The organism is Streptomyces sp. NPDC127190 (assembly GCF_042672505.1).
Lineage (GTDB): Bacteria > Actinomycetota > Actinomycetes > Streptomycetales > Streptomycetaceae > Streptomyces.
On the sequence record NZ_JBHXVE010000008.1, the window covers coordinates 169,878 to 189,894 of the forward strand.

General features: G+C 74.2%; 19 protein-coding genes. 2 read left to right on the plus strand and 17 right to left on the minus strand.

Going from position 1 to position 20,017, the window contains the following annotated elements; translation table 11 throughout:
• The 8 genes from ACFVIU_RS15265 to ACFVIU_RS15300 form a co-directional block, all read right to left on the minus strand.
• A partial coding sequence (locus tag ACFVIU_RS15265) for a hypothetical protein (protein WP_385842909.1) occupies positions 1 to 687 on the minus strand: 687 nt, incomplete at its 3' end.
• Position 688: 1 nt separating this feature from the next.
• Positions 689 to 946, minus strand: a complete 258-nt coding sequence (locus tag ACFVIU_RS15270) for a gas vesicle protein GvpG (protein ID WP_385842911.1) — start codon at positions 944 to 946, stop codon at positions 689 to 691.
• Positions 947 to 976: 30 nt separating this feature from the next.
• Positions 977 to 1,747: a GvpL/GvpF family gas vesicle protein gene (locus tag ACFVIU_RS15275; protein ID WP_385842912.1), complete on the minus strand. Its 771-nt coding sequence runs from the start codon at positions 1,745 to 1,747 to the stop codon at positions 977 to 979.
• Positions 1,744 to 2,166 (minus strand): gas vesicle structural protein GvpA, encoded by a 423-nt coding sequence (locus ACFVIU_RS15280; protein ID WP_385842913.1) that lies wholly within the window; start codon positions 2,164 to 2,166, stop codon positions 1,744 to 1,746. Before ACFVIU_RS15280 ends, ACFVIU_RS15275 begins: the two co-directional genes overlap by 4 nt.
• Positions 2,167 to 2,204: 38 nt before the next feature.
• Positions 2,205 to 2,576: a gas vesicle protein gene (locus ACFVIU_RS15285; RefSeq protein ID WP_385842915.1), complete on the minus strand. Its 372-nt coding sequence runs from the start codon at positions 2,574 to 2,576 to the stop codon at positions 2,205 to 2,207.
• Between the two features lie 44 nt (positions 2,577 to 2,620).
• Positions 2,621 to 3,556 (minus strand): non-homologous end-joining DNA ligase, encoded by a 936-nt coding sequence (gene ligD / locus ACFVIU_RS15290; protein ID WP_385842916.1) that lies wholly within the window; start codon positions 3,554 to 3,556, stop codon positions 2,621 to 2,623.
• The gene (locus tag ACFVIU_RS15295) at positions 3,553 to 5,400 is read right to left on the minus strand and encodes a transketolase (RefSeq protein WP_385842917.1); all 1,848 of its coding nucleotides are present in this window, start codon (positions 5,398 to 5,400) and stop codon (positions 3,553 to 3,555) included. Before ACFVIU_RS15295 ends, ligD begins: the two co-directional genes overlap by 4 nt.
• Positions 5,397 to 6,839 (minus strand): NAD(P)/FAD-dependent oxidoreductase, encoded by a 1,443-nt coding sequence (locus ACFVIU_RS15300; protein WP_385842918.1) that lies wholly within the window; start codon positions 6,837 to 6,839, stop codon positions 5,397 to 5,399. Before ACFVIU_RS15300 ends, ACFVIU_RS15295 begins: the two co-directional genes overlap by 4 nt.
• A 164-nt stretch (positions 6,840 to 7,003) precedes the next feature.
• Here ACFVIU_RS15300 and ACFVIU_RS15305 point away from each other — a divergent pair, with 164 nt between their 5' ends.
• Positions 7,004 to 7,960, plus strand: a complete 957-nt coding sequence (locus ACFVIU_RS15305) for an LLM class F420-dependent oxidoreductase (RefSeq protein WP_385842919.1) — start codon at positions 7,004 to 7,006, stop codon at positions 7,958 to 7,960.
• A gap of 31 nt (positions 7,961 to 7,991) precedes the next feature.
• Here the strand turns inward: ACFVIU_RS15305 and ACFVIU_RS15310 are convergent, their stop codons facing one another.
• Positions 7,992 to 8,435 carry a phage holin family protein gene (locus tag ACFVIU_RS15310; RefSeq protein WP_385842920.1) on the minus strand — a complete coding sequence of 148 codons (444 nt, stop codon included), beginning with the start codon at positions 8,433 to 8,435 and terminating at the stop codon, positions 7,992 to 7,994.
• A gap of 80 nt (positions 8,436 to 8,515) precedes the next feature.
• On the opposite strand from ACFVIU_RS15310, the gene ACFVIU_RS15315 reads away from it, so the two are divergent.
• Entirely contained in the window at positions 8,516 to 8,866 is a 351-nt protein-coding gene (locus tag ACFVIU_RS15315; RefSeq protein WP_385842921.1) for a VOC family protein, read from the plus strand.
• A 5-nt stretch (positions 8,867 to 8,871) separates the two neighbouring features.
• Here ACFVIU_RS15315 and ACFVIU_RS15320 read toward each other — a convergent pair whose 3' ends face one another.
• The 8 genes from ACFVIU_RS15320 to ACFVIU_RS15355 all read right to left on the minus strand — a co-directional run bounded on the left by ACFVIU_RS15320 (position 8,872) and on the right by ACFVIU_RS15355 (position 19,882).
• The gene (locus ACFVIU_RS15320; RefSeq protein ID WP_385843024.1) at positions 8,872 to 10,842 is read right to left on the minus strand and encodes a DUF5107 domain-containing protein; all 1,971 of its coding nucleotides are present in this window, start codon (positions 10,840 to 10,842) and stop codon (positions 8,872 to 8,874) included.
• A 70-nt stretch (positions 10,843 to 10,912) separates the two neighbouring features.
• Positions 10,913 to 11,464: a GNAT family N-acetyltransferase gene (locus tag ACFVIU_RS15325; protein ID WP_385842922.1), complete on the minus strand. Its 552-nt coding sequence runs from the start codon at positions 11,462 to 11,464 to the stop codon at positions 10,913 to 10,915.
• Between the two features lie 27 nt (positions 11,465 to 11,491).
• Entirely contained in the window at positions 11,492 to 12,415 is a 924-nt protein-coding gene (locus ACFVIU_RS15330) for an LD-carboxypeptidase (RefSeq protein ID WP_385842923.1), read from the minus strand.
• Positions 12,412 to 14,367 (minus strand): prolyl oligopeptidase family serine peptidase, encoded by a 1,956-nt coding sequence (locus ACFVIU_RS15335; protein WP_385842924.1) that lies wholly within the window; start codon positions 14,365 to 14,367, stop codon positions 12,412 to 12,414. Before ACFVIU_RS15335 ends, ACFVIU_RS15330 begins: the two co-directional genes overlap by 4 nt.
• Positions 14,368 to 14,384: 17 nt before the next feature.
• Positions 14,385 to 15,689, minus strand: a complete 1,305-nt coding sequence (locus tag ACFVIU_RS15340) for a M20/M25/M40 family metallo-hydrolase (RefSeq protein ID WP_385842925.1) — start codon at positions 15,687 to 15,689, stop codon at positions 14,385 to 14,387.
• Entirely contained in the window at positions 15,682 to 16,515 is an 834-nt protein-coding gene (locus ACFVIU_RS15345) for a M55 family metallopeptidase (protein WP_385842926.1), read from the minus strand. The genes ACFVIU_RS15340 and ACFVIU_RS15345 overlap by 8 nt, the downstream gene beginning before the upstream one ends.
• Before the next feature lie 64 nt (positions 16,516 to 16,579).
• Positions 16,580 to 17,299 (minus strand): class I SAM-dependent methyltransferase, encoded by a 720-nt coding sequence (locus ACFVIU_RS15350; RefSeq protein WP_385842927.1) that lies wholly within the window; start codon positions 17,297 to 17,299, stop codon positions 16,580 to 16,582.
• Between the two features lie 132 nt (positions 17,300 to 17,431).
• Positions 17,432 to 19,882 carry a SpoIIE family protein phosphatase gene (locus tag ACFVIU_RS15355; RefSeq protein ID WP_385842928.1) on the minus strand — a complete coding sequence of 817 codons (2,451 nt, stop codon included), beginning with the start codon at positions 19,880 to 19,882 and terminating at the stop codon, positions 17,432 to 17,434.
• Positions 19,883 to 20,017 lie beyond the last annotated feature (135 nt).

The window sequence follows — 20,017 nt, forward strand, 5'->3', positions numbered from 1 at the left end:
CCTCCGGGCCCCCACTCTCCCCGGGGGTTTGGGCCCGGCCCCCCCCGACCCCGCCCCCCCGCCCCCCCGGGGGGCGGCGCCGCCCGCGGCGGCCGTCTTCTTCGCGGCCTTCTTGCGGGCCGCGGCCGTCTTCTTCGCCGTCGCCTTCCCGGCGGGGGCCTTCCTGGCGGGGGCCTTCGCCGTCGCCTTCTTGTCGCGCGCCGTCTCGGCCGCCTTCTTGCGCGGCGCGTCGCCCCGCCGGTCGGCCTTCTCACCGCCCTCGCGGCGCGACGAGCCCTCGTCGGAGTCCTCGTCGCCTTGGGCCTCTTCCCGCGGCTCCTCGCCCTCCGGCTCCTCGTCGTCGGACTCGGCGGAACCGGTGCCGGGCGCCGCCCCGGCCAGGCCGTCGCGCAGCTGGGAGGTGCGGTTGTGCAGGCGGTCGGCGAGCGCGTTCATCTGCCGCTCCGCCAGGGCCCCGGAGGCGGCCTTGCCGGCCCCTCGCAGGTCCTGGCGTATCTGGTCTCCGATCTCCTTGAACTGCGGGTTGTTCTTCAGTTGCTGGCTCGCCAGGTCCGCGAGCATCTTCGGACTGAGGTTGAGCTTCTTCCCGGCGACCAGGGATCCGACCGCGAGGGCCATCTTGAGTTTCTTCGTCCGTCCCAGGAAGTATCCGGCCCCTACCGCGAGGCCCAGTGCCGTTCGGTTCATGTCACATCCCGTCGCCTGTGGGGTGGCCGGAGCCAAGCGCGATCTCCAGCCGGTCGAGCAGTTCGTCCTCGCACCGCTCGAACTCCTCCTCGGTGATCTCACCCGCCTCCAGCCGCTCTTCCAGCCGGGCGAGCTCGGCCCGCACGGTGGCGGGGTCGTAATAGATCCGTTCCGCCTCCCGGAGCAGCTGCCGGACCACCCATCCGGTGCCGCGTACCGGCGCGAACGGCAGCAGCAGCACCTCGCCGATCAGTCCCACGGGGGCCTCCTTCCGACCGCGCCCCGGCCGCTATCGCGCTCCGCTGCCGGCATCGGCCGTGCTGCTCGCGGGCTGGGCCGGGCCGGGGTCCACGAAGCTGTACGGCGGCAGCGGACCGTTGGCCCGCAGGTCGAGGTGCGGATGACTGTCCCGGACCCGCTCCACGGCGGCCAGGAACTCGGTGGCGCCGTCCCGGGGCACCAGGAAGGACACGTTGAGCAGCCAGCCGGTGGACTCGGGGCCCGCGCTGACCGCGGCGGCGGCCGGCTCCAGCAGGGCGATCACCTCGGCGGCGTCCTCGCTCTCCTGGGCCTTGACGGCGGCCGCGACCATTTCGCCGAGGCGGAGCTTGGCCTCGTAACCGCCGCCGCCCGCCCGCCGGTTCTCCTCGGCGAGGGCGCGGATGTCCGCGTTCTCGGCCATCACCCGGTGCAGCACCGCGTCCTCGACATGGGTGGCCTTGACGTTGTACTCCACCTTGCCGTCCAGGGCCGCGAGGCGTTCTTGGTAGTGCTCCTCGCGCTCGGCGAGGACCGCGGTGACGGCGTCGTCATCGGGGGCGACGCTGCCGAACCGCATGGGCAGCACACAGCCCGCCGCACCCGCCGCGGCGAGCACGTTCTGGTGGGCGAGCAGATCCCTGCGCCTGGCCCGGAGCCCCTCGGGGGCGTCGCTGACCACGGCGGCCAGCTCGCCCGTGGTGAGGGTGCGCACCGGCTGGGGCGGATCGCCCACACCGGTCATCCCCTCGGAGAGTGGCGGGTGCGACCGCGCGGTGATGCCGTAGACGTAGGTGCTCACTCCTGCTCCTCCTTCCGGCGGGTCGGTGCCTTGCGCGGCCGCGGCCGGGATTCTTCCTCCGCCTCGCCGCGGGCCTGCTTGAAGGCGTCGGAGACGGTCTGCGCGGCGCCGGACAGCGCACCCTTGGCCTTGCCGCGGGCGCCGTCCTCGGTGATCTCACCGACGATCTCGGGCAGTCCGGGGGACTTGTTCGGGCCGGCCTCCAGGTCGAGGCGGTTGCACGCCTCGGCGAAGCGCAGATAGGTGTCGACGCTGGCCACGACGACCCGTACGTCGATCTTCAGAATCTCGATGCCGACCAGGGACACGCGTACGAACGCATCGATGACGAGCCCGCGGTCGAGCACCAGCTCCAGTACGTCGTACAGGCCACTCGTGCCGCCTGCGCCGCCGGACTGCTGTGCCGGGACAACGGTCATGCGGCCGTTCCTCCTCTTGGTTGGTTTCGGGCGGCGGCCTAGCGGCCGCCGGACCGTCGTGCGTCGGCCCGCCCGCGCTCGTAGCGGCTCACCCGGCGGTAGCCGGTGAGCCGACCCTGCGGGTCCAGCTCGACCTGGTAGCTCGCCATCAGGCTCATCGTGTCGGGGACCCGGGCGAGTTCCAGCACCTCCACCTCCACCGCCCACCCGTCGTCGGTCTGCTCGAAGGCGGACACCGACTCGGGGGCGTATCCGGTGAGTTCGGCGAGCTGGGTGCGGGCCTGGCGCAGTACCTCCATCGGCTCCGGCCGTGGGGCGTCCGCGCCACTGTCCGGGGTGCCGTGCACCTCCCGTGACTTCTGGGTTTTCTGTGAACTCTGTGGCTTATCCGTGTGATCTGTGTTCGACATGGCACCTCTCCCTGCGAGTGGCCGTTCATCCCTTGGCCAAACCTTCAGTGCCGCATCTCGGTGAGGCGGCGCCGGGCCGGTCCCAGGGCGCGGCCGCGGCTGGCGAGTCCGTCCCAGGGTCCGCTGCGGGCCTGGTCGGCGGCGTCGGCGATGGTCCAGCGGCGCGCGTCCAGGCCGGGGTCGTCCAGTTGCTCCCAGGACAGGGGCACGGCGACGGGGGCGCCGGGGCGGGCGCGGACGGTGTAGGGGGCGACGGCGGTCTGGGCGTAGGCGTTGCGCTGGACATCGAGGTAGAGACGGTCGCCGCGGTCGTCCTTGCGGGCGGCGGTGGTGAGCCGGTCGGGGTGGCGGGACACGGCGAACTCGGCGAGGTCGCGGGCGAACCGCCGTACCTCGTCGACATGGTGACGGCCGTCGAGCGGGACGACGAGGTGCACTCCGCGCGAGCCGGTGGTCATCGGGGCGGCGGGCAGTCCCAGGTCGTCCAGCAGCTCGTGCAGCCAGTGGGCGGCCTCGCGGACAGGCGCGAAGTCCTCGACCGGCGGGTCCAGGTCCAGGACCAGCCGGTCGGGGTGGTCGGGGCCGTGGGCCCGGTCGGTGCGGGACAGCCACCGGTGCAGGCTGAGGCAGGCCTGGTCGGCGAGGTAGAGGAGGGTGGCGGTGTCGTCGCAGACGACATGGGTGACGGTGCCGCCCTCCTTGGCCACCTCGGCCCGGGTGATCCAGTCCGGGTAGTGCTCGGGGGTGTGCTTCTGCATGAACCGCTGCCCGCCGACCCCGTCCGGGTACCGCTCCAGCATCAGCGGGCGGCCCCGCACGTGGGGCAGCAGATACCGGGCGACGGACCGGTAGTAGTCGGCGAGGTCGCCCTTGGTGTACTCGGGCGCGCCGGCGCCGGCCGGGAAGAGGACCTTGCCGGGCCGCTGGATCGCGACCGTGCGGCGGCCCGCCCGGATGTGCCGTGCGGCACCGCCGCTCACCGCACGATCGCCTCCTCGACCAGCAGCTTCGCGGCCGCCGCGATACCGGCGGCGTCGATCCCGGCCGCGTGCAGCTGTTCGTCGGGCGCGGCCGAGCCCGGCATGGTGCGTACGCCGAGCCGGACCAGCCGGGGCACGGGCCGGCCGTCGGCGAAGGCCTCCGCAACGGCGTCGCCGATGCCGCCCTCGGGGTGGTGGTCCTCCACGGTGAGCAGGCAGCCGGTCTCCTCGGCGGCCCGGTGCAGCGTGGCCGCGTCCACGGGCTTGACCGAGTACAGGTCGACGACCCGGACCGGGATGCCGTCCGCGGCGAGCCGGTCGGCCGCGGCCAGCGCCTCGAACACGGTGACCCCGGCCGCGACGATCGTCAGCCGGTCCTGCTCGCCGCTGCGCAGCGTCCTGCTGCCGCCGACCGGGAACTCCTCGTCGGGGCCGTAGATCACCGGGGTCTTGCCGCGCGAGGTGCGCAGATAGCGGATGCCGTCGAGGCCGGCCATGGCGGCGACCAGCCGGGCGGTCTGGTTGGCGTCGCACGGGTAGAGCACGGTCGAGCCGTGCACGGACCGGAACATCGCCAGGTCCTCCAGGCCCATCTGCGAGGGCCCGTCCTGGCCGATGGCGACCCCGGCGTGCGAGCCGACCAGGTTGATGCCGGCGCCGCTGATGGACGCCATCCGCACGAAGTCGTGGGCGCGGGTGAGGAAGGCCGCGAAGGTGGCGGCGTACGGCACCCAGCCGCGGGTGGCCATGCCGACGGCCGAGGCGACCAGCTGCTGCTCGGCGATGTAGCACTCGAAGAAGCGGTCCGGGTGGGCCTTGGCGAACTCCTCGGTGCGGGTGGAGTCGCCGACCTCGCCGTCCAGCGCGACGACGTCACCGCGGGCGGCGCCGAGCGCGGCGAGGGCGGTGCCGAAGGCGTCCCGGGTGGCGACCTCGTCGCCGGTGTCGTAGCGGGGCAGCCGGAGGACCTCGGTGGTCAGGTCGCGCAGTACGGCGGCGGCGGGCGGTTCGCCGACCCGGAAGCGCACCTGGCGCCGGCCGCCGAGTTCGGCGACGGCCTCGTCGGCGTCCGGCAGCGGCCTGCCGTGGTGGCCCTCGCGGTCCTCGACGGCGGCGACGCCCTTGCCCTTGAGGGTGCGGGCGAGGATGACCGTGGGCTGCCCGGCCGTGGACAGCGCCTCCCCGTACGCCCGGTCGATCGCGTCGACGTCGTGGCCGTCGACCTCGATCGTGTGCCAGTCGAAGGCCTGGAAGCGGCGGGCGTAGGCGTCCAGGTCGTGGCCGTGCCGGGTGGGCCCGCGCTGTCCGAGCCGGTTGACGTCGACGATCGCGACCAGGTTGTCGAGCCGCTCGTACCCGGCGTGTTCGGCGGCCTCCCAGACCGAGCCCTCGGCCAGCTCGCTGTCCCCGCACAGCACCCACACCCGGTGGCCGTTGCGCTCCAGCCGCTTGCCGGCGAGGGCGATGCCGACCCCGACCGGCAGGCCCTGTCCGAGCGAGCCGGTGGCGGTCTCCACCCACGGCAGCCGGCGGGGCGTGGGGTGCCCCTCCAGCCGGCTGCCGAGCTTGCGGAAGGTGACCAGCTCGCCGTCCTCGATGGCGCCGGCCGCCTTGTACGCGGCGTACAGCAGCGGCGAGGCGTGTCCCTTGGACAGGACGAAGCGGTCGTTGGCGGGGTGGTCGGGGCGTTCGAAGTCGTAGCGCAGATGGTGGGCGAGCAGCACGGCGAGCAGGTCGGCCGCGGACATCGAGGACGTGGGGTGGCCCGAGCCCGCGGCGGCGGACGCCCGCACGCTGTCCACGCGCAGCTGCTGTCCCAGGGCGGCGAGTTCGTCGGTCTTCATCGGTCTCCTCGGTCTCGTTGCACGAAGTCGTCGGGATGGCGCCCGGCAGGAGTGCCGGCCGGTCGATCGGTGGGCCCGCCCGGGATCCGGGCGAGCTCCGGGGAGGCGGTGTCCAGCGGCACCGACCAGGCGCGGACGAGGCCCAACTGGACACCCTGGCGGGGCAGTACGGCGTCCAGCAGCCAGTCGGCCGCGACCCGGACACGGTTGCCCGGCAGCGCCGCCAGGTGGTAGGCGCGGGTGACCAGGCCGGCGGCCGGCCCGGACAGCGGCACGCCGAACGGATCGGCGGCGGCCCGCATGCCGCCGAGGTCGACGGCGAAGCCCAGCTCCCGGTGGCGGTAGGGGCGCCGGCGCCGGCCGAGGCCCAGCGAGGCGGCCACGTTCTCGCCGGCCACCCGGCCCTGCCGCCAGGCGTGCTGGGCGGTCATCGGGGTGAACTTCCCCGGGGCCCGCGGATCGGGTACGGCGGCCGCGTCACCGCAGGCGAACACCTCGGACCGGCCGGGCACCCGCAGATGCTCGTCGACGACCAGCCGTCCGCGCTCCAGCGGCTGCCCGACCGCCTCGACCAGCGGGTCGGGCCGCACGCCGACGCACCACACCAGGGTCCGGGAGGCGACGGCCCGGCCGTCGGTGAGCCGCACCCCGTCGTGCGTGGCCTCCTGCACCGACGTGCCCATGCGGACCTCGACCCCGCGCGCCCGCAGCACCCGGTCCGCCGTACGGGAGAGCCGCTCGTCCATCTCCGGCAGCACCCGCTTCGCCACGTCCAGCAGGATCCAGCGCGGCCGCAGGCCCTCCGGCAGCCGCTGCCGGCGGGCCAGCCGGTCGGTGAGCAGCTGCATGTGCGCGGCCACCTCGGTGCCGGTGTAGCCGGCGCCCACCACGACGAACGTGCACCGGGCGGCGCGGACGTCCGGGTCGTCACAGGCACCGGCGAGTTCGATCTGCCGGGTCACGTGATCGCGCAGGTAGAGCGCCTCGGGCAGCCCGCGGAAGCCGTGCGCGTGCTCGGCTACCCCCGGGATCGGCAGCAGCTTGTTCACACTGCCGACGGCCAGCACCAGCCGGTCGTAGCGGAGAGTGCCGGCGCCGCCCTCGGGGTCCGTGTACCGCACCGTACGGCCGTCGAGGTCCACCCCGTCCGCCTCGCCCAGCACCAGTCGCACCCGGTGCAGCGTGCCCGGCAGCGAGACGGTGACCCGGCGGGCCTCCAGGACCCCGGCCGCGACCTGGGGCAGCAGGGGCAGGTACAGGAAGTAGTCGGTGGGGTTGAGCAGCGTGATGTCGGCCCGGTTCCGGGTGAGCCGGGCCAGGGTGCGGGCAGCCCGGTACCCGGCGAAACCGGCGCCGACGATCACGATGTGAGGTCGGCTCACGGTGCGCCTCCGGCGGTATGGCTGTGGTGCGGCTCGGACACGGCTCGTCCGAGGCATTCCGCGTAACCGGGGCGGGGGCACCCAAACGCCGGGCCGGTCACCCGTACGCCCGGTCCGCGCCCGCGGGCCGCGCTCGTGGCGTTTCGCCCGCCGGGCCCCCGGTACCCGGCCCGGGACCGGAGCACACCAAGCACAGCTTCGCCCGCGCGGAGGTACTTTCCATGCCCCAGTACGGCTATTTCCTGGCCAGCGAGGAGCACGGCCCGGCCGACCTCATCGAGCAGGCCCGGATGGCCGAGCAGGCCGGCTTCCAGGCGCTGTGGATCTCCGACCACTACCACCCGTGGAACGACGCGCAGGGCCAGAGCGCGTTCGTGTGGTCCGTGATCGGCGCCCTGTCCGAGGCGGTGTCGCTGCCCATCGAGACCGCCGTGACCTGCCCGACCGTACGCACCCATCCGGCCGTGGTGGCGCAGGCCGCCGCGACGAGCGCGGTGCTGACCCAGGGCCGCTTCCGGCTCGGCGTCGGCACCGGTGAGGCGCTGAACGAGCACATCCTCGGCGACCGGTGGCCCCCGCTGCCCGTCCGGCTGGAGATGCTGGAGGAGGCGATCCAGGTGATGCGGCGGCTGTTCACCGGCGAGGAGGTCAGCCATCGCGGCACCCACTACACCGTGGAGAACGCCCGCCTCTACACCGTCCCCGACGAGCCCGTGCCGATCGACATCTCCGGCTTCGGTCCGAAGGCGACCGCGCTGGCCGCCCGGGTGGGCGACGGCTACATCACCATGGCGCCCGAGGAGGAGATGGTCACCCGGTTCCGCAAGGGCGGGGGCGGGGCCAAGCCGGTCAGCGGCGGCACGAAGGTCTGCTACGGCACCGACCGCGAGGAGTGTGTGCGGACGGTGCACCGGCTCTGGTACAACGAGCTGCTGCCCGGCGAGATGGGGCAGATCCTGCCGTCACCGCGCCACTTCGAGCAGCTGCATGAGCTGGTCACGGAGGACGCGGTGCGGGAGAACGTGGTCTGCGGCGACGACGTCGAGCAGCACGTCTCGGCGCTGCGGGCGTTCGCCGACGCCGGCTTCGACCGGGTGTACGTGAACCAGATCGGGCCGGACCAGCGCGGCTTCTTCGACTTCTACCGGACGAAGGTGCTGCCCCGGCTGACCGGCTGACGCCGATCGGCCGAGGCGCTCACGCCCTCGCTCAGGCCCGGTGGTGCGGGGCTGCCGGGTCCTCCGGGGGCCGCGGCGGGGTCTGCGGAATCGGCGGATAGGGGACGCCCAGGCCGCTCGGCGGGCCGGTGGGGGCGGTGCCTCCGACGACATGCCCGGCGGCGGGGCGGCCCGTGTTGGGGTGATGGGGGTGGGCGGCGCTGCGCAGGGCATAGGCGATCACACCCAGGATCCCCGCGGTGATCAGGGCCGCCGCCCAGCCGGGCAGGCCCAGGGCCAGCGCCAGACCGAGCGCGAGGGACAGCGCGGCCCCCGCGTACAGGGCGGCGGTGCCGGACGCGGCGTAGAGCAGGGCGGTACGGCGCTGCTTGCGGGTCTGCTCGCGCAGCTCGTCCCGCACCGTCTCGCGTGCCACCTGCGCCAGCTCGTCGACCAGGGCTTTGTCGAGATGTTCCAGGTGATCCAAACGGTCCATACCCTGCGGGTACCCGCCGTTCACGCCCGGTAACGCCCGCCCCCTGCACGCCCGCCGCCGGGCCAACTAGGCTCGGGCGCATGGAGATTCTGGGCGCCTCGCTGCGCATCTGCGTCGACGACCTCGAAACCGCCGTCCCCTTCTACGAGCGGCTCGCGGGCGGCAGAGCCCAGCGCTTCGAGCGCGGTGGTGTGCGGGTGGCCGCGGTGGGGTCGTTCCTGTTGATGAGCGGGCCCGAGGAGGAACTGGAGCTGCTGCGCAAGGTGGCCGCGACCATCGCCGTACCGGATGTCGAGGAGGCCCACCGGCTGCTGACGGAGCTGGGCGCCCAGGTGGTGGCGGGGCCGGTTCCGACGCCGGTGGGCCGCAATCTGCTCGCGGTGCACCCGGACGGGGCGGTCTTCGAGTACGTGGACCACCAGCGGGCCTGAGCCGGTCAGACCGCCGGGTCCGGGTGCATCCGGAAGTCGTAGGGGGCCGGCAGGGGCTCGTCGGTGAGGCGGGCCCAGAGCCGGCCGAGGGCGTCCTCGCCCTCCCGGAGGTCGGGGACCTCGAAGCCCTCGTCGAAGACGGCGCGCGCCTCGGCGGGGCGGCCCTCGGCGAGCAGCAGCTCGGCCAGCAGCAGCCGGAACCGGCCGCGCCCCCGGAGGGCGGCCGGCAGCCGGTCCCACACCGCCCGGGCCTCGGCCGTGCGGCGGGCGCGGAGCAGGGCGTCGAGGGTCTCCCGGCCGAGTGCGGCGAGGGCGGCGAGGGCGGCGGTCCGGATCCCGTCGTCGTCACCCGGGGCCGCGGCCAGGGAGCGGCACAGGTCGTCGAAGGCGTCCCGGTAGCGGTCGGCGGCGCGCTCGTGGTGGCCGGACTCCCGGTCGGCGACGGCCAGGCAGCGCAAGCCGGGCCAGCGCGCGGGCGCGAGCGGGAGGGCGCGCTCCCAGCTACGCACCGCCTGGGCGCGGTCGCCGGCGTGCCACTGGGCGATGCCGAGGTGGTACTCGGTGTGCGGGGTGGCGGGCGCGGTCTCCAGCATGTCCCGCCAGTGCGGGGCGACCAGGGTCTCGCCGGGCGGCCCTGCCCGGCGCGGCTCGGGCAGGCAGCCGGTGCGCAGCAGCGTCAGCCAGGGTTCCTGGGCGGGGCCGAGGGTGGACTCGGCGAAGGGGGTGCCGGGCAGCTTCCATCCGGCGCGCAGCACCTCCAGCGCGCCCCAGCCGGAGCCGGTGGCGAGGTGTTCGCCGGGTTCGGTGTCGGCGTACGGCAGCCAGGCCGCGTACGCCTGCTCGGTCCGGGCGCGGGGCAGTGCCGACTCCAGCCGCTCCGCCACGCCCCGGACGGCCCCGGTCCACTCCCCCTCGACGGGTGCGTCGAGCGGGCCGTACGCCTCCAGCCAGGACAGCTCGCTCTCGGCGTCGAGGCGGACGTACTCCAGCTGAGTGGGGGCGAGGCCGGCCTGGATCTCGCAGTAGCCGCCGGTGCCCGGGGCGGTGAGCCAGTCCTGCCAGCGGCGTCCGCCCGGGCCGCTGCCCCAGACGAAGAGCTTGCGGCCGCGCAGCAGGTCGGTGGAGGTCTGCACCAGGCCGTGGCCGTCGGCGTCGAGAGCGGCGATCCAGCGGCGGCGGCTGTCGGGGATGTCGTAGAAGTAGTCGGCGGCGTAGGGGCTGTCGAGCGGGTGGGAGCGGTCGATGCCGTCGTGGACGGGGACGGGGACGCGGCGCAGACGGCGTTCGTAGCCGTAGGACCAGGCCTCCTCGGCGGGGGCGAGGATGCGGCGCTCCTCGGGGACTGCGGTGTTGGACCACCAGGAGGCGGGCACCGGGTGCTCGTGCGGGTTGCGGATGCGGACGGCGGCGTACAGGAAGTCGGAGCCGTCGGGGAGCCAGAGGTCGACCTGGAAGGGCAGGTCGCGCAGCCGCTCCCACTCCCACAGCCGCAGCATCTCCCCGCCGTCGGGGGCGGCGACCCGGGCGGCGTGCAGGGGTGCGCAGGACAGGGTGGTGTGGCCGGTGACGCCGATGTTCCACTCGATGCCGCCGGAGTACCAGGCGCCGTTGAGGGCGAAGTTCGCCGGCTGGAACACCGGGTTGCGGTAGAGGAGTTCGCGTCCGGTGGGCAGGTGGAGCAGGGAGACGACGCGGCCGCCCAGGCCCGGCAGGACGGTGGCGCGCAGCCGGTCGTTCTCGATCACCAGCGCATCGAGGGTGCGCGGCTCGCGGTGCCGGTCGTAGCCGTCGCGGACCCGGACCGGGAGCAGGCTGCGCAGCGGTGCGTGGCGCAGCGGACCGGCCCGGTCGCGGTCACGGTCGTCGGTGCGGTGCACCTCGTCGAGGGGGCGCAGTGCGGGAAGGGGGTTGTCGGGGCCCAGCGGTGCGGCGGGCAGCGTCAGTTCCTCACGTCGGATCCTCGTCACGACGACCAGGGAACCGGGCGGCCGGCGAGTCGGCCAGGGGCGCTGCCGGTCAGGATTGCGCAAAGGGTGCCCGGCGGGCTCAGCGGGGGGTGCGCATCTCCTGGGTGAGCGCCCAGCGTTCGTGGTCGCGCCAGGCCCCGTCGATGTAGAGCATCCTGGGCGAGAAGCCCTCGTTGCGGAATCCGGCGCCGCGGGCGAGGGCGATCGAGGCGGTGTTCTCGGGCTGGACGTTGATCTCCAGCCGGTGCAGTCCGAGCGGGCCGAAGGCGTACCCGATCACCAGGTCGAGGCCCTCGCGCATCAGGCCCCGCCCGGCGGCGTGGGCGAAGGCGCCGTAGCCGAGGGCGCCGCACTGGAAGGCGCCCCGCACGATGTTGTTGATGTTGATGTATCCGGCGATGTCGCCACTGTCCTTCTCGCACACCAGGAAACCGGCCCGGCCCGGGTCCTCGATCAGCCGGCCGGCGTAGTCGGCGTAGGCCTGCTCGGTGTCCGGCGGGAACAGCCACGGCCGGTGCAGGTCCTTGCTCTCCTGGACCCGCGCGGTGAACTCGGGCCCGTCGGCGAGGGTGAAGTGGCGGATGGCCACCCGCGGGCCCTCGGCGAGGTAGTGGGGTGCGGTGTGCGGCATGCGGTCAGCCTACGGTCCTGCCGCCGGTCAGCGCAGCGCGGGCGTGTCCAGGGTCAAGGTGCCCGCGTCGGCGTCGAGTTCGGCCGCCACGCCGAAGGGGACGGTGAGCGCGTCCGCGCCGTGCCCGAAGCCCATCTGCTCCAGGACCGGGACGCCGAGCCCGGCGAGCCGGTCGGCGAGGACGGGGCGCAGCTCCTCGTACGGCCCGCAGCCGTGCCAGGAGCCGAGTCCGATCCCGGTGACCCCGTCGAGCCAGCCGGTGCGCAGCAGCTGGGTCAGCAACCGGTCGACGGCGTACGGCCGTTCGCCCACGTCCTCGATCAGCAGCAGTCCGCCGCGGGCGCCGGGCCGGGCGAACGGGGTGCCGAGGTCGGTGGCGAGCAGGCTGAGGCAGCCGCCGAGGGTGACACCACGGGCCCGGCCGGGCACCAGGGCCGTGCCGGTGGTGGCCACGGACTGCACGGTCTCCGGGTGGAAGAGGGTGGCCCTGAGGTGGTCCTGGGCGCGGGCGCTCTTGACGAAGTCGATCCCGGCGGCCACCGGGCCGTGCAGGGTGACCAGGCCGAGGCGGGTGGCGAAGGCCTGGTGCAGGGCGGTGACGTCGCTGAAGCCGACCAGCACCTTGGGTCCGGCGGCGCGCAGCGCGTCCCAGTCGAGCAGGTCGACCATGCGCTGGGCGCCGTAGCCGCCGCGGGCGCACAGCACGGCGGCGACGGACGGGTCGCACCAGGCCCGCTGGAAGTCGGCGGCGCGGTCGGCGTCCCGGCCCGCCAGATAGCGCAGCCCGTCGTGCCGGTCCAGGACATGGGGGGCCACGACCGGGTCCAGGTCCCAGCCGCGCAGCACGTCGAGCCCGAGCTGGAGCCGCTCCTCGGGCACCGGCCCACTGGGCGCGACCACGGCGACCCGGGCGCCCGGGGCCAGGCGCCGGGGGCGCTGGAGTTCCTTCACGTGTGCAGCTCCGTCCTCGGGACACCGGGCATGTCCAGTCCGAACACCTGAGCGTACAGCGACAGCTCGGCCTCCAGCGCGCGCACGGTGGTCTCGGCCCGCCGGAAGCCGTGCCCCTCCCCCGCGAAGGTGAGGTAGGCGTGCGGCACGCCCCGGCCGCCGAGGCGGGCGAGGAAGCGTTCGCACTGGGCGGGCGGACAGACCGCGTCGTCCAGGCCCTGGAGCAGCAGGAACGGCGCGGTGAGCCGGTGGGCGTGGCGGGTCGGCGAGCGCTCGGCGTACCGCTGTGGCACCTCGGCGAACGGGCCGACCAGCGACTCGAGGTAGTGGGACTCGAAGTCGTGGGTGTCCTGCGGCCCCCAGGTGGCCAGGTCCAGGACCGGGTAGCGGATGGTGCCGCAGGCGTAGACGTCGGTGGTGGTCAGGGAGGCGGCGGCGGTCCAGCCGCCCGCGCTGCCGCCCCGGATCGCGAGCCGGGCGGGGTCGGCGGTGCCCTCCTCGGCGAGGGCACGGGCGACGGCCGCGCAGTCCTGGACGTCGGCCACGCCCCACTGCCCGCGCAGCCGCTCGCGGTAGGCCCGGCCGTATCCGGTGGAGCCGCCGTAGTTCACCTCGGCGACACCGATGCCGCGGGAGGTGAAGCAGGCGATCGCCAGGTCCAGCACGAGCGGCGCCCGGTCGGTGGGACCGCCGTGCACCCAGATGACATAGGGCGGCAGCTCGCCGTCCGGGGCGGAGTACTCCGGGTGGTGCGGCGGATAGACCTGGGCGTGCACCGGGCGGCCGCCGGGCCCCGGGAAGGTGCGGACGCGCGGCTCGGGGTAGTAGGCGGGGTCGACGGGGTCGCGGTGGCGGGCGCCGACGGGGCGGGCCCGGCCGGTGGCGGTGTCCAGCTCCACGACCTCGTAGCCGCTGCGCGGGCTCGCCCCGACGGCGGCCACCCGGTCGCCGTGCGTGGCGAGGGTGGGCGCGAACTCGGTCCACGGCCCGGCGGCGTCGACGACCTCGCCCGATGCCGGGTCCAGTATCCCGAGCACGGCCGGCCCCCGGCCGTGGACGACCGCGATCAGCCCGTTCTCCAGCGGCGCGAACCACTGAAGGCCGAGCTGCCACAGCGGCCCGCCGAACTCCTCCTCGCGGGGGCACAGCGGGGTGCCGTCGCGGTAGAGGTTCCACCAGCCGCCGCGGTCACTGGTGTACAGCAGGGCGCCGTCCGGGTACGACCACTCGACCTGGGCGACGGCTTCGTCCGGTCCGCCGGCGACGGTGCGCACCCGCTCCAGCGTGCCCCCGTCCGTCACCTCGGCGACGAGCAGGTCCGTGCCGTCCCACGGCATCCGCGGATGGTCCCAGCCCAGCCAGGCGGCGCGCCGGCCGTCCGGCGACAGCCGCGGCCCGGTGACGAACCGGTGCCGCGCCGGGGCGAGTTCGCGTACGGCGCGGCGGTCCTCGGCGGCCGAGCCGTCCAGCGGTACGGCGGCCAGGACCCGTCGTACGTCACCCGGGCCGTCCCCGGTGAACTCCTCCAGCACACACCACACCTCGCCGCGCGCGAGGTCCACCCGCGGCTCCGCCCAGCGCAGCCCGCCGCCCACCGCGGACACCGGGGTCAGCGGGCGGGGCTCGCCGCCCGGCTCGTACCGGTAGAGCCGCCGGTCGGCGAAGTGCGCGAAGACGACGAGCGGATGCCCGTCGCGCGACACCGCGGTCCAGGGCCGGCCGCCGTACTCCATGACGCGGCCGCGCACGTTCCACGGCGTGGGCAGTACCGTTTCCGCCTGTCCGTCGGCGCGGCGCCGGACCAGGGCCCGGCGGCCGCCCTCGGCGGGCCGGGGCTCGGTCCACCACACCTCGTCGCCGACGAAGCCGACCCACTCGGGCCGGCCGTCGTGCGCGGCGGCCAGGGCCGCGTCGACGGGCGACGGCCAGGATCCGTACGGCGCCTCGGTCATCCGGCGGTCCTCCGTGGCTAGGCGGTGCGCAGGAAGCGGTCGAGGACCCGCACGCCGAACTCCAGTGCCGCCACCGGTACGCGCTCGTCCACCCCGTGGAACAGCGCCTGGTAGTCGAGGTCCTCGGGCAGCTTCAGCGGGGTGAAGCCGTAGCCGGTGATGCCGAGCCGGGAGAACTGCTTGGCGTCGGTGCCGCCCGGCATGCAGTACGGCACGACGTGTCCCTCGAGCGCGAACTCCTTGACGGCGGCCCGCATCCGGGCGAAGGTCGGCGTGTCCACCGGTGCCTGGAGGGCGACCTCCCGGTGGATGAACTCCCAGCTGATGTCGGGGCCGGTCAGCTCGTCCAGGGTGGCGCGGAACTCCTTCTCGGTACCGGCGAGGAACCGCCCGTCGACATGGGCGACCGCCTCGCCCGGAATGACGTTGACCTTGTAACCGGCCGCCAGCATGGTCGGGTTGGCGCTGTTGCGGACGGTCGCCTCCACCAGCTGGGCGGCCGGGCCGAGCTTGTCCAGCAGCAGGTCCGGGTCGGTGAGGTCGGCGTCGATGCCGTAGAGGGCGGCGAGTTCGGCGAGGGCGGCCCGCACCGTCGGGGTGAGCCGGGACGGCCACCGGTGCTCGCCGATGCGGGTGACGGCGGCGGCGAGCCGGGTCACCGCGTTCTCCTCGTTGACCTTGGAGCCGTGTCCGGCGCGGCCGCGGGCGGTGAGCCTCAGCCAGCCGGTGCCCCGCTCCCCCGCGGCGATCGGATAGATCTGCCGGCCGGCGCCGTCGTGGAAGGTGAAGGCGCCCGACTCGCTGACGCCCTCGGTGCAGCCCTCGAAGAGTTCGGGGTGGTGGTCGGCGAGGAAGCCGGAGCCGTCCTCGGCGCTGGCCTCCTCGTCCGCGGTGAAGGCGATGACGAGATCGCGGCGGGGCCGTACCCCCTGCCGGGCCCAGGAGCGGACGACCGCCAGGATCATCGCGTCCATGTTCTTCATGTCGACGGCGCCCCGCCCCCACACCACGCCGCCCTGGACCTCCCCGGAGAAGGGGTGCACGCTCCAGTCGGCGGCCTCGGCCGGAACCACGTCGAGATGGCCGTGGACCAGCAGCGCGTCGGCGGACGGGTCGGTGCCCTCGATCCGGGCGACCACGTTGGTACGGCCCGGGGTGCGCTCCAGCAGCAGCGGTTCCAGGCCGGCGCCGGCCAGCCGTTCGGCGGCGTACTCGGCGGCCGGCCGCTCCCGGCAGTCGCCGCCGCCGCGGTTGGTGGTGTCGATCCGGATCAGGCCGGAGGTGAACTCGACCACCTCGTCCAGGGCCTGCTGGTCAGCCATACTGCTCCTCCACGGCGGCGGAGGCGATCGTGGTGACCGCCTTGAACGTGCGAATGGCCTCGTACATGGTCGGACTGCCGTACGCCACCTTGCGCTCCCCGGTCCGCAGCACACCGGGGACGACGGTTGCGGCCATCGCCAGATGCTCGGCGTCGAACTCCACCGCGACGGTGTGCGGGCCGCCGTGCACGGGCTCGTACCGGACGGCGAGCCGTGCGGCCTCCTTGGCGGCGGCGCGGATGTCGGCGGCGGTACGGGCCGGGGTGCGGCAGACGGCCGCGTACCGCGAGACATGGTCCTTCACGGCGACCTTCAGCGCCTCGGGCGCATAGCCGAGGGCGTCCTCGCAGGCGATGTCGTCGCCGGTGACCAGGACGACCGGGACGCCGTACTCGGCGACGACGCGGGCGTTGAGGAGCCCCTCGCTGGCGCGGACGTCGTCCAGCCAGACCCCGGTGATCTGGTTGGCGAGGTAGGTGTGGGCGAGGACGCCCTCCATGCCGGCGCCCGCGTGGTAGCCGACGAACGCGATGCCGTCGACGTCCCCGTGCTGGACGCCCTCCACCATGGACAGCGCCTTGTGCCGTCCGGTGAGCATCTCGATCCGCTCGTCGAGGTGTTCCAGCAGCAGGTTCCGCATGGTCGAGTGCGCCTCGTTGACGAGCACCTGGTCGGCGCCGCCGTCGAAGAAGCCCTGGGCGGCGGCGTTCACGTCCGAGGTGAACATCGACCGGCACCGCTGCCACTCCGGCGTCCCCGGCAGCACGTCCGCCGGCCAGGTGACACCGGTCGCCCCCTCCATGTCCGCACTGATGAGGATCTTCATGCCGGCTCACGTTACGCGCCCCACCCCACCGGCACCACGACCCCGGGCCGGTACGCGGAACTCCTTACTTGGCGGCGAGTACGAACCACCGGGCGGGTAGGTCGATGCGGGTGCCGTCCAGGAGGTGCTCCGTCTGGGGCAGGACCGTCTCTCCGCTGTCCAGGACGGCCAGGCCGGCCTCCCCGAGCAGCCGGGGGATCTCCTCGTCGTCGGCGTCGGCGGGCTTCAGGCCGTGCTTGAAGACACGCTGGAGCTTGGGTCCCGGACCGCCCGGCTGGGAGGCGGCGCGCTTGAGGACGTCCCGGGAGCCGGAGGTCAGCTCCACGACGAAGGCACGGCCCTCGGTGCCGAGGAGCGTGGCGACGGCGGCGGCGACCGCGGGGCGTGCGGCCGGTTCGCTCTGGTGGATGACGGCCCGCATATAGACGTTGCTGTCGCCGAGCCGGTCGTGCAGGGCGCGTACGGCGTCGGTGTCGGTGAGGTCGAGCTGCTGGAACTCGGGCCCGTCACCGCCCGAGGCGCGGCGGGCGTGGGCGACCGCCGCGTGCGAGAGGTCGACGCCGACCGCGCGGGCGAAGCGGGTGGCGAGGTAGCGGGTCTGGGTGCCGTTGCCGCAGCCGAGGTCGACCACGGTGCGGCCCGGGTCGGCGTACGGCAGGAGCAGTTCGGCGTGCGGTGCGGCGCCGAGGGAGGGGTCGGAGTCCCATATGGCCTCGCCCCGGGCCTCGGAGGTGGCGCTCCAGTAACTCTCCCAGGCGCTGCGGTAGTTGTCCGAGACGTTCATACGATCTCCCCACGGGTCGGTTCCGTGATCGGAATATCGTGGTGATCGGGGACAGGGCAAGAGGCCTGGAGCCACCTTCACGAGATATACGGAGCTGCGAGGGGGCGCGCTGACAACGGCACGCCCCCCTTACTACCGTTCCGTGAGCGCCTGCTCGAACCAGACCGTCTTGCGGTGGCCGCTGGCGCTGGCGCCCCACTCGCGGGCGAGCCGGCTGACCACCCGCAGTCCACGGCCGGACTCGTCGTCGGGCGCGGCGCTCACCATGGCCGGCAGGGCTGGCTCGTCGTCGGTGACCTCGAACAGCAGGGCGTTGGTGCGGACCACCCGCAGCTCGACCGGGTCGCTCCCGGCGTGCCGGACCGCGTTGGTGACGACCTCGCTGACCAGCAGTTCGGCGGTGTCCACGGCCTGCGGCAGGCCCCAGTCGAGGAGCCGTTCGCGGACCAGGCGGCGGGCCCGGCCCACCTCGCGGGGGTCGGCGCCGAGCCGCCAGGCGGCGACATGGTCGTCCGGGATGCCGTTGAGACGGGCCATGAGCAGGGCGACGTCGTCCTTGCGGCCGTCGCGGGTGTTGAGGGCGCGGATGATGGTGTCGCAGGCGTCGTCCATGGAGGCGGCCGGGTGGGCGGCGGACTCGCAGAGCGCGGCGAGACCCTCGCCGATGTCGGTGCCGCGCACCTCGACCAGGCCGTCGGTGCACAGCACCAGCCGGTCGCCGGGCGCGACCTTGACCCGGATCGCCTCGAAGGGGACACCGCCGACCCCTATGGGCGCACCGGTGGGCAGTTCGAGGAGCCGGCTGCTGCCGTCCTCGGCCCGGACCAGCACGGGCGGGATGTGTCCGGCGTTGGCGAGGTGGAGTTCGCCGCGGATGGGGTCGTAGACGGCGTAGAGGCAGGTGGCGAGGTAGTTGTCGCCGAGCCGGCGGGCCAGGTCGTCCAGGTTGCGCAGCAGCTGGGCGGGCGGGGTCTCCATGGCGGCCATGGTCTGCACGGCGGTGCGCAGCTGGCCCATCATGGCGGCCGAGTTGAGGCCGTGGCCCATGACGTCGCCGACCACGAGGGCGGTGCGTGAGCCGGGCAGTTTGATGGTGTCGAACCAGTCGCCGCCGATCCGGCCGAGCCGGGTGCCGGGCAGATAGCGGGTGGCGATGTCGCAGCCGGCCATCCTCGGCTCGACCTGCGGCAGCATGCTGTCCTGGAGGGTGTCGGCGACGTTCTCCTGGTAGGTGTACATGCGCGCGTTGTCGAGGACGAGGCCCGCGCGGGCGGCGAGTTCGGCGCCGGTGGTGCGGTCCATGTCGTCGAAGGCGGGCCGGTCCGGGCGGCGCATCAGCACCATGAAGCCGAGGACGACGTTGCGTGCCTTGAGCGGGACGATCAGCAGGGACCTGCCGCCGATGAGCGGCCTGAGGTCGCGCTTCTCGAACTCGCCGGAGATGCGCTCGGACAGCTCCTCGGTGACCCGCGGGACGAGCACCGGTTCACCGGTGACCATGCACCGGTAGAACGGCGTGTGCTCGGGGAAGGCGAAGGCCTCGCCGACGGGCACGGTGTCGTCCCAGCGGCCGGGTTCGTCGTTGTGCTCGACCCAGACGCGGAACATCACGGTGCTGGCGTCGGGCGGGCCGTCCGGGAAGTCCTCGCCGGCCAGGACCGCGGCGCGCAGATGGGTGCCGGCGAAGTCGGCGAACCGGGGGACGGCGGCGCTGGTGACCTCGCGGATGGTCTCGCCGAGGTCGAGGGAGGAGCCGATGCGGGAGCTGACCTCGTTGAGGAACTCCAGCCGCTCGCGGACGGCGGCGTACTCCAGCTCCTGTTCGGCGCCGGCCGGGACCACGACGGCGCCCGCGGCCCGCGGCTGCGGTACGACGGCCTGGGCACGGCTGCCGCGTCCGGGGCGGCGCGGAACGCCCCAGTACGGGGTCACCGGCACCCGGTCGAACTGGCTGAACTCCAGGACGGGGTAGCCGAGTTCCAGGACCTGGGAGACGATGCGGCCGCTGAGTCCGGGGCCCATGTTGGGCAGGATCTCGGGCAGCCGCCGTTCGAGTTCCGCGGAGGCGGGCAGTTCGGTGTGGCGGGCGAAGCCGGGCGAGATGCGTTCGGCGGTCTCGTCCTCGTGGCCGCGGTCCTCGCACAGCCGGGTGGCGTCGGTGGCGAGCACGAGCAGCCGGGAGTCGTCGGGGCCGACCAGCGGGTAGGCCCACCACAGCACGTCGATCCGCTCGCCCTCGGGGTGCCGGCCGGGCGGCACCAGGCGGGCGCGGCCCGCGGTGGCGTAGGCGGTGTCGCCGCCGAGCGAGGCCTCCAGGTCGGGGCCGAGCCCGTCGTAGGACTCGAAGGCGTCCGGCGTGGGGTCGCCCTGGTCGGGGAGCGCGCCGGAGACGGGCAGCAGATCCGCCGCGGGCTGCCCCACCGCCTGCTGCCGTGCCACGCCGAACAACCGGCCCGCGCCGCTGCTCCAGTGCGACACCAGGCCGTTGCGGTCGACGACGACAACGGCCAGCGGAATCCGGCCGGGCGCGGCGCTGCCGGCGCCGCGACCGGGAGGTGTGTCCCGCTCGCTGCCACGGTCCATGGCCCAGGCCCTCTCTCCCCACGGCTGTACAAAACGATCTGTGCCGCCCGCCACTACCGTACGGCGACGTCCGGTCGCGATGTGTGCCGAATCCTGGAATTGGTCACCCCGGATCGGTGCCGGTCACGGCGGTGC

What these genes read in the sequence shown, in the direction of transcription:
- ACFVIU_RS15340 (WP_385842925.1), bottom strand. Translation starts at nt 15,689, where the DNA reads ATGGCTGACCAGCAGGCCCTGGACGAGGTGGTCGAGTTCACCTCCGGC.
- ACFVIU_RS15280 (WP_385842913.1), bottom strand. Translation starts at nt 2,166, where the DNA reads ATGACCGTTGTCCCGGCACAGCAGTCCGGCGGCGCAGGCGGCACGAGT.
- ACFVIU_RS15310 (WP_385842920.1), bottom strand. Translation starts at nt 8,435, where the DNA reads ATGGACCGTTTGGATCACCTGGAACATCTCGACAAAGCCCTGGTCGAC.
- ACFVIU_RS15285 (WP_385842915.1), bottom strand. Translation starts at nt 2,576, where the DNA reads ATGTCGAACACAGATCACACGGATAAGCCACAGAGTTCACAGAAAACC.
- ACFVIU_RS15335 (WP_385842924.1), bottom strand. Translation starts at nt 14,367, where the DNA reads ATGACCGAGGCGCCGTACGGATCCTGGCCGTCGCCCGTCGACGCGGCC.
- ACFVIU_RS15305 (WP_385842919.1), top strand. Translation starts at nt 7,004, where the DNA reads ATGCCCCAGTACGGCTATTTCCTGGCCAGCGAGGAGCACGGCCCGGCC.
- ACFVIU_RS15325 (WP_385842922.1), bottom strand. Translation starts at nt 11,464, where the DNA reads ATGCCGCACACCGCACCCCACTACCTCGCCGAGGGCCCGCGGGTGGCC.
- ACFVIU_RS15315 (WP_385842921.1), top strand. Translation starts at nt 8,516, where the DNA reads ATGGAGATTCTGGGCGCCTCGCTGCGCATCTGCGTCGACGACCTCGAA.
- ACFVIU_RS15355 (WP_385842928.1), bottom strand. Translation starts at nt 19,882, where the DNA reads ATGGACCGTGGCAGCGAGCGGGACACACCTCCCGGTCGCGGCGCCGGC.
- ACFVIU_RS15295 (WP_385842917.1), bottom strand. Translation starts at nt 5,400, where the DNA reads ATGAAGACCGACGAACTCGCCGCCCTGGGACAGCAGCTGCGCGTGGAC.
- ACFVIU_RS15300 (WP_385842918.1), bottom strand. Translation starts at nt 6,839, where the DNA reads ATGCCTCGGACGAGCCGTGTCCGAGCCGCACCACAGCCATACCGCCGG.
- ACFVIU_RS15345 (WP_385842926.1), bottom strand. Translation starts at nt 16,515, where the DNA reads ATGAAGATCCTCATCAGTGCGGACATGGAGGGGGCGACCGGTGTCACC.
- ACFVIU_RS15350 (WP_385842927.1), bottom strand. Translation starts at nt 17,299, where the DNA reads ATGAACGTCTCGGACAACTACCGCAGCGCCTGGGAGAGTTACTGGAGC.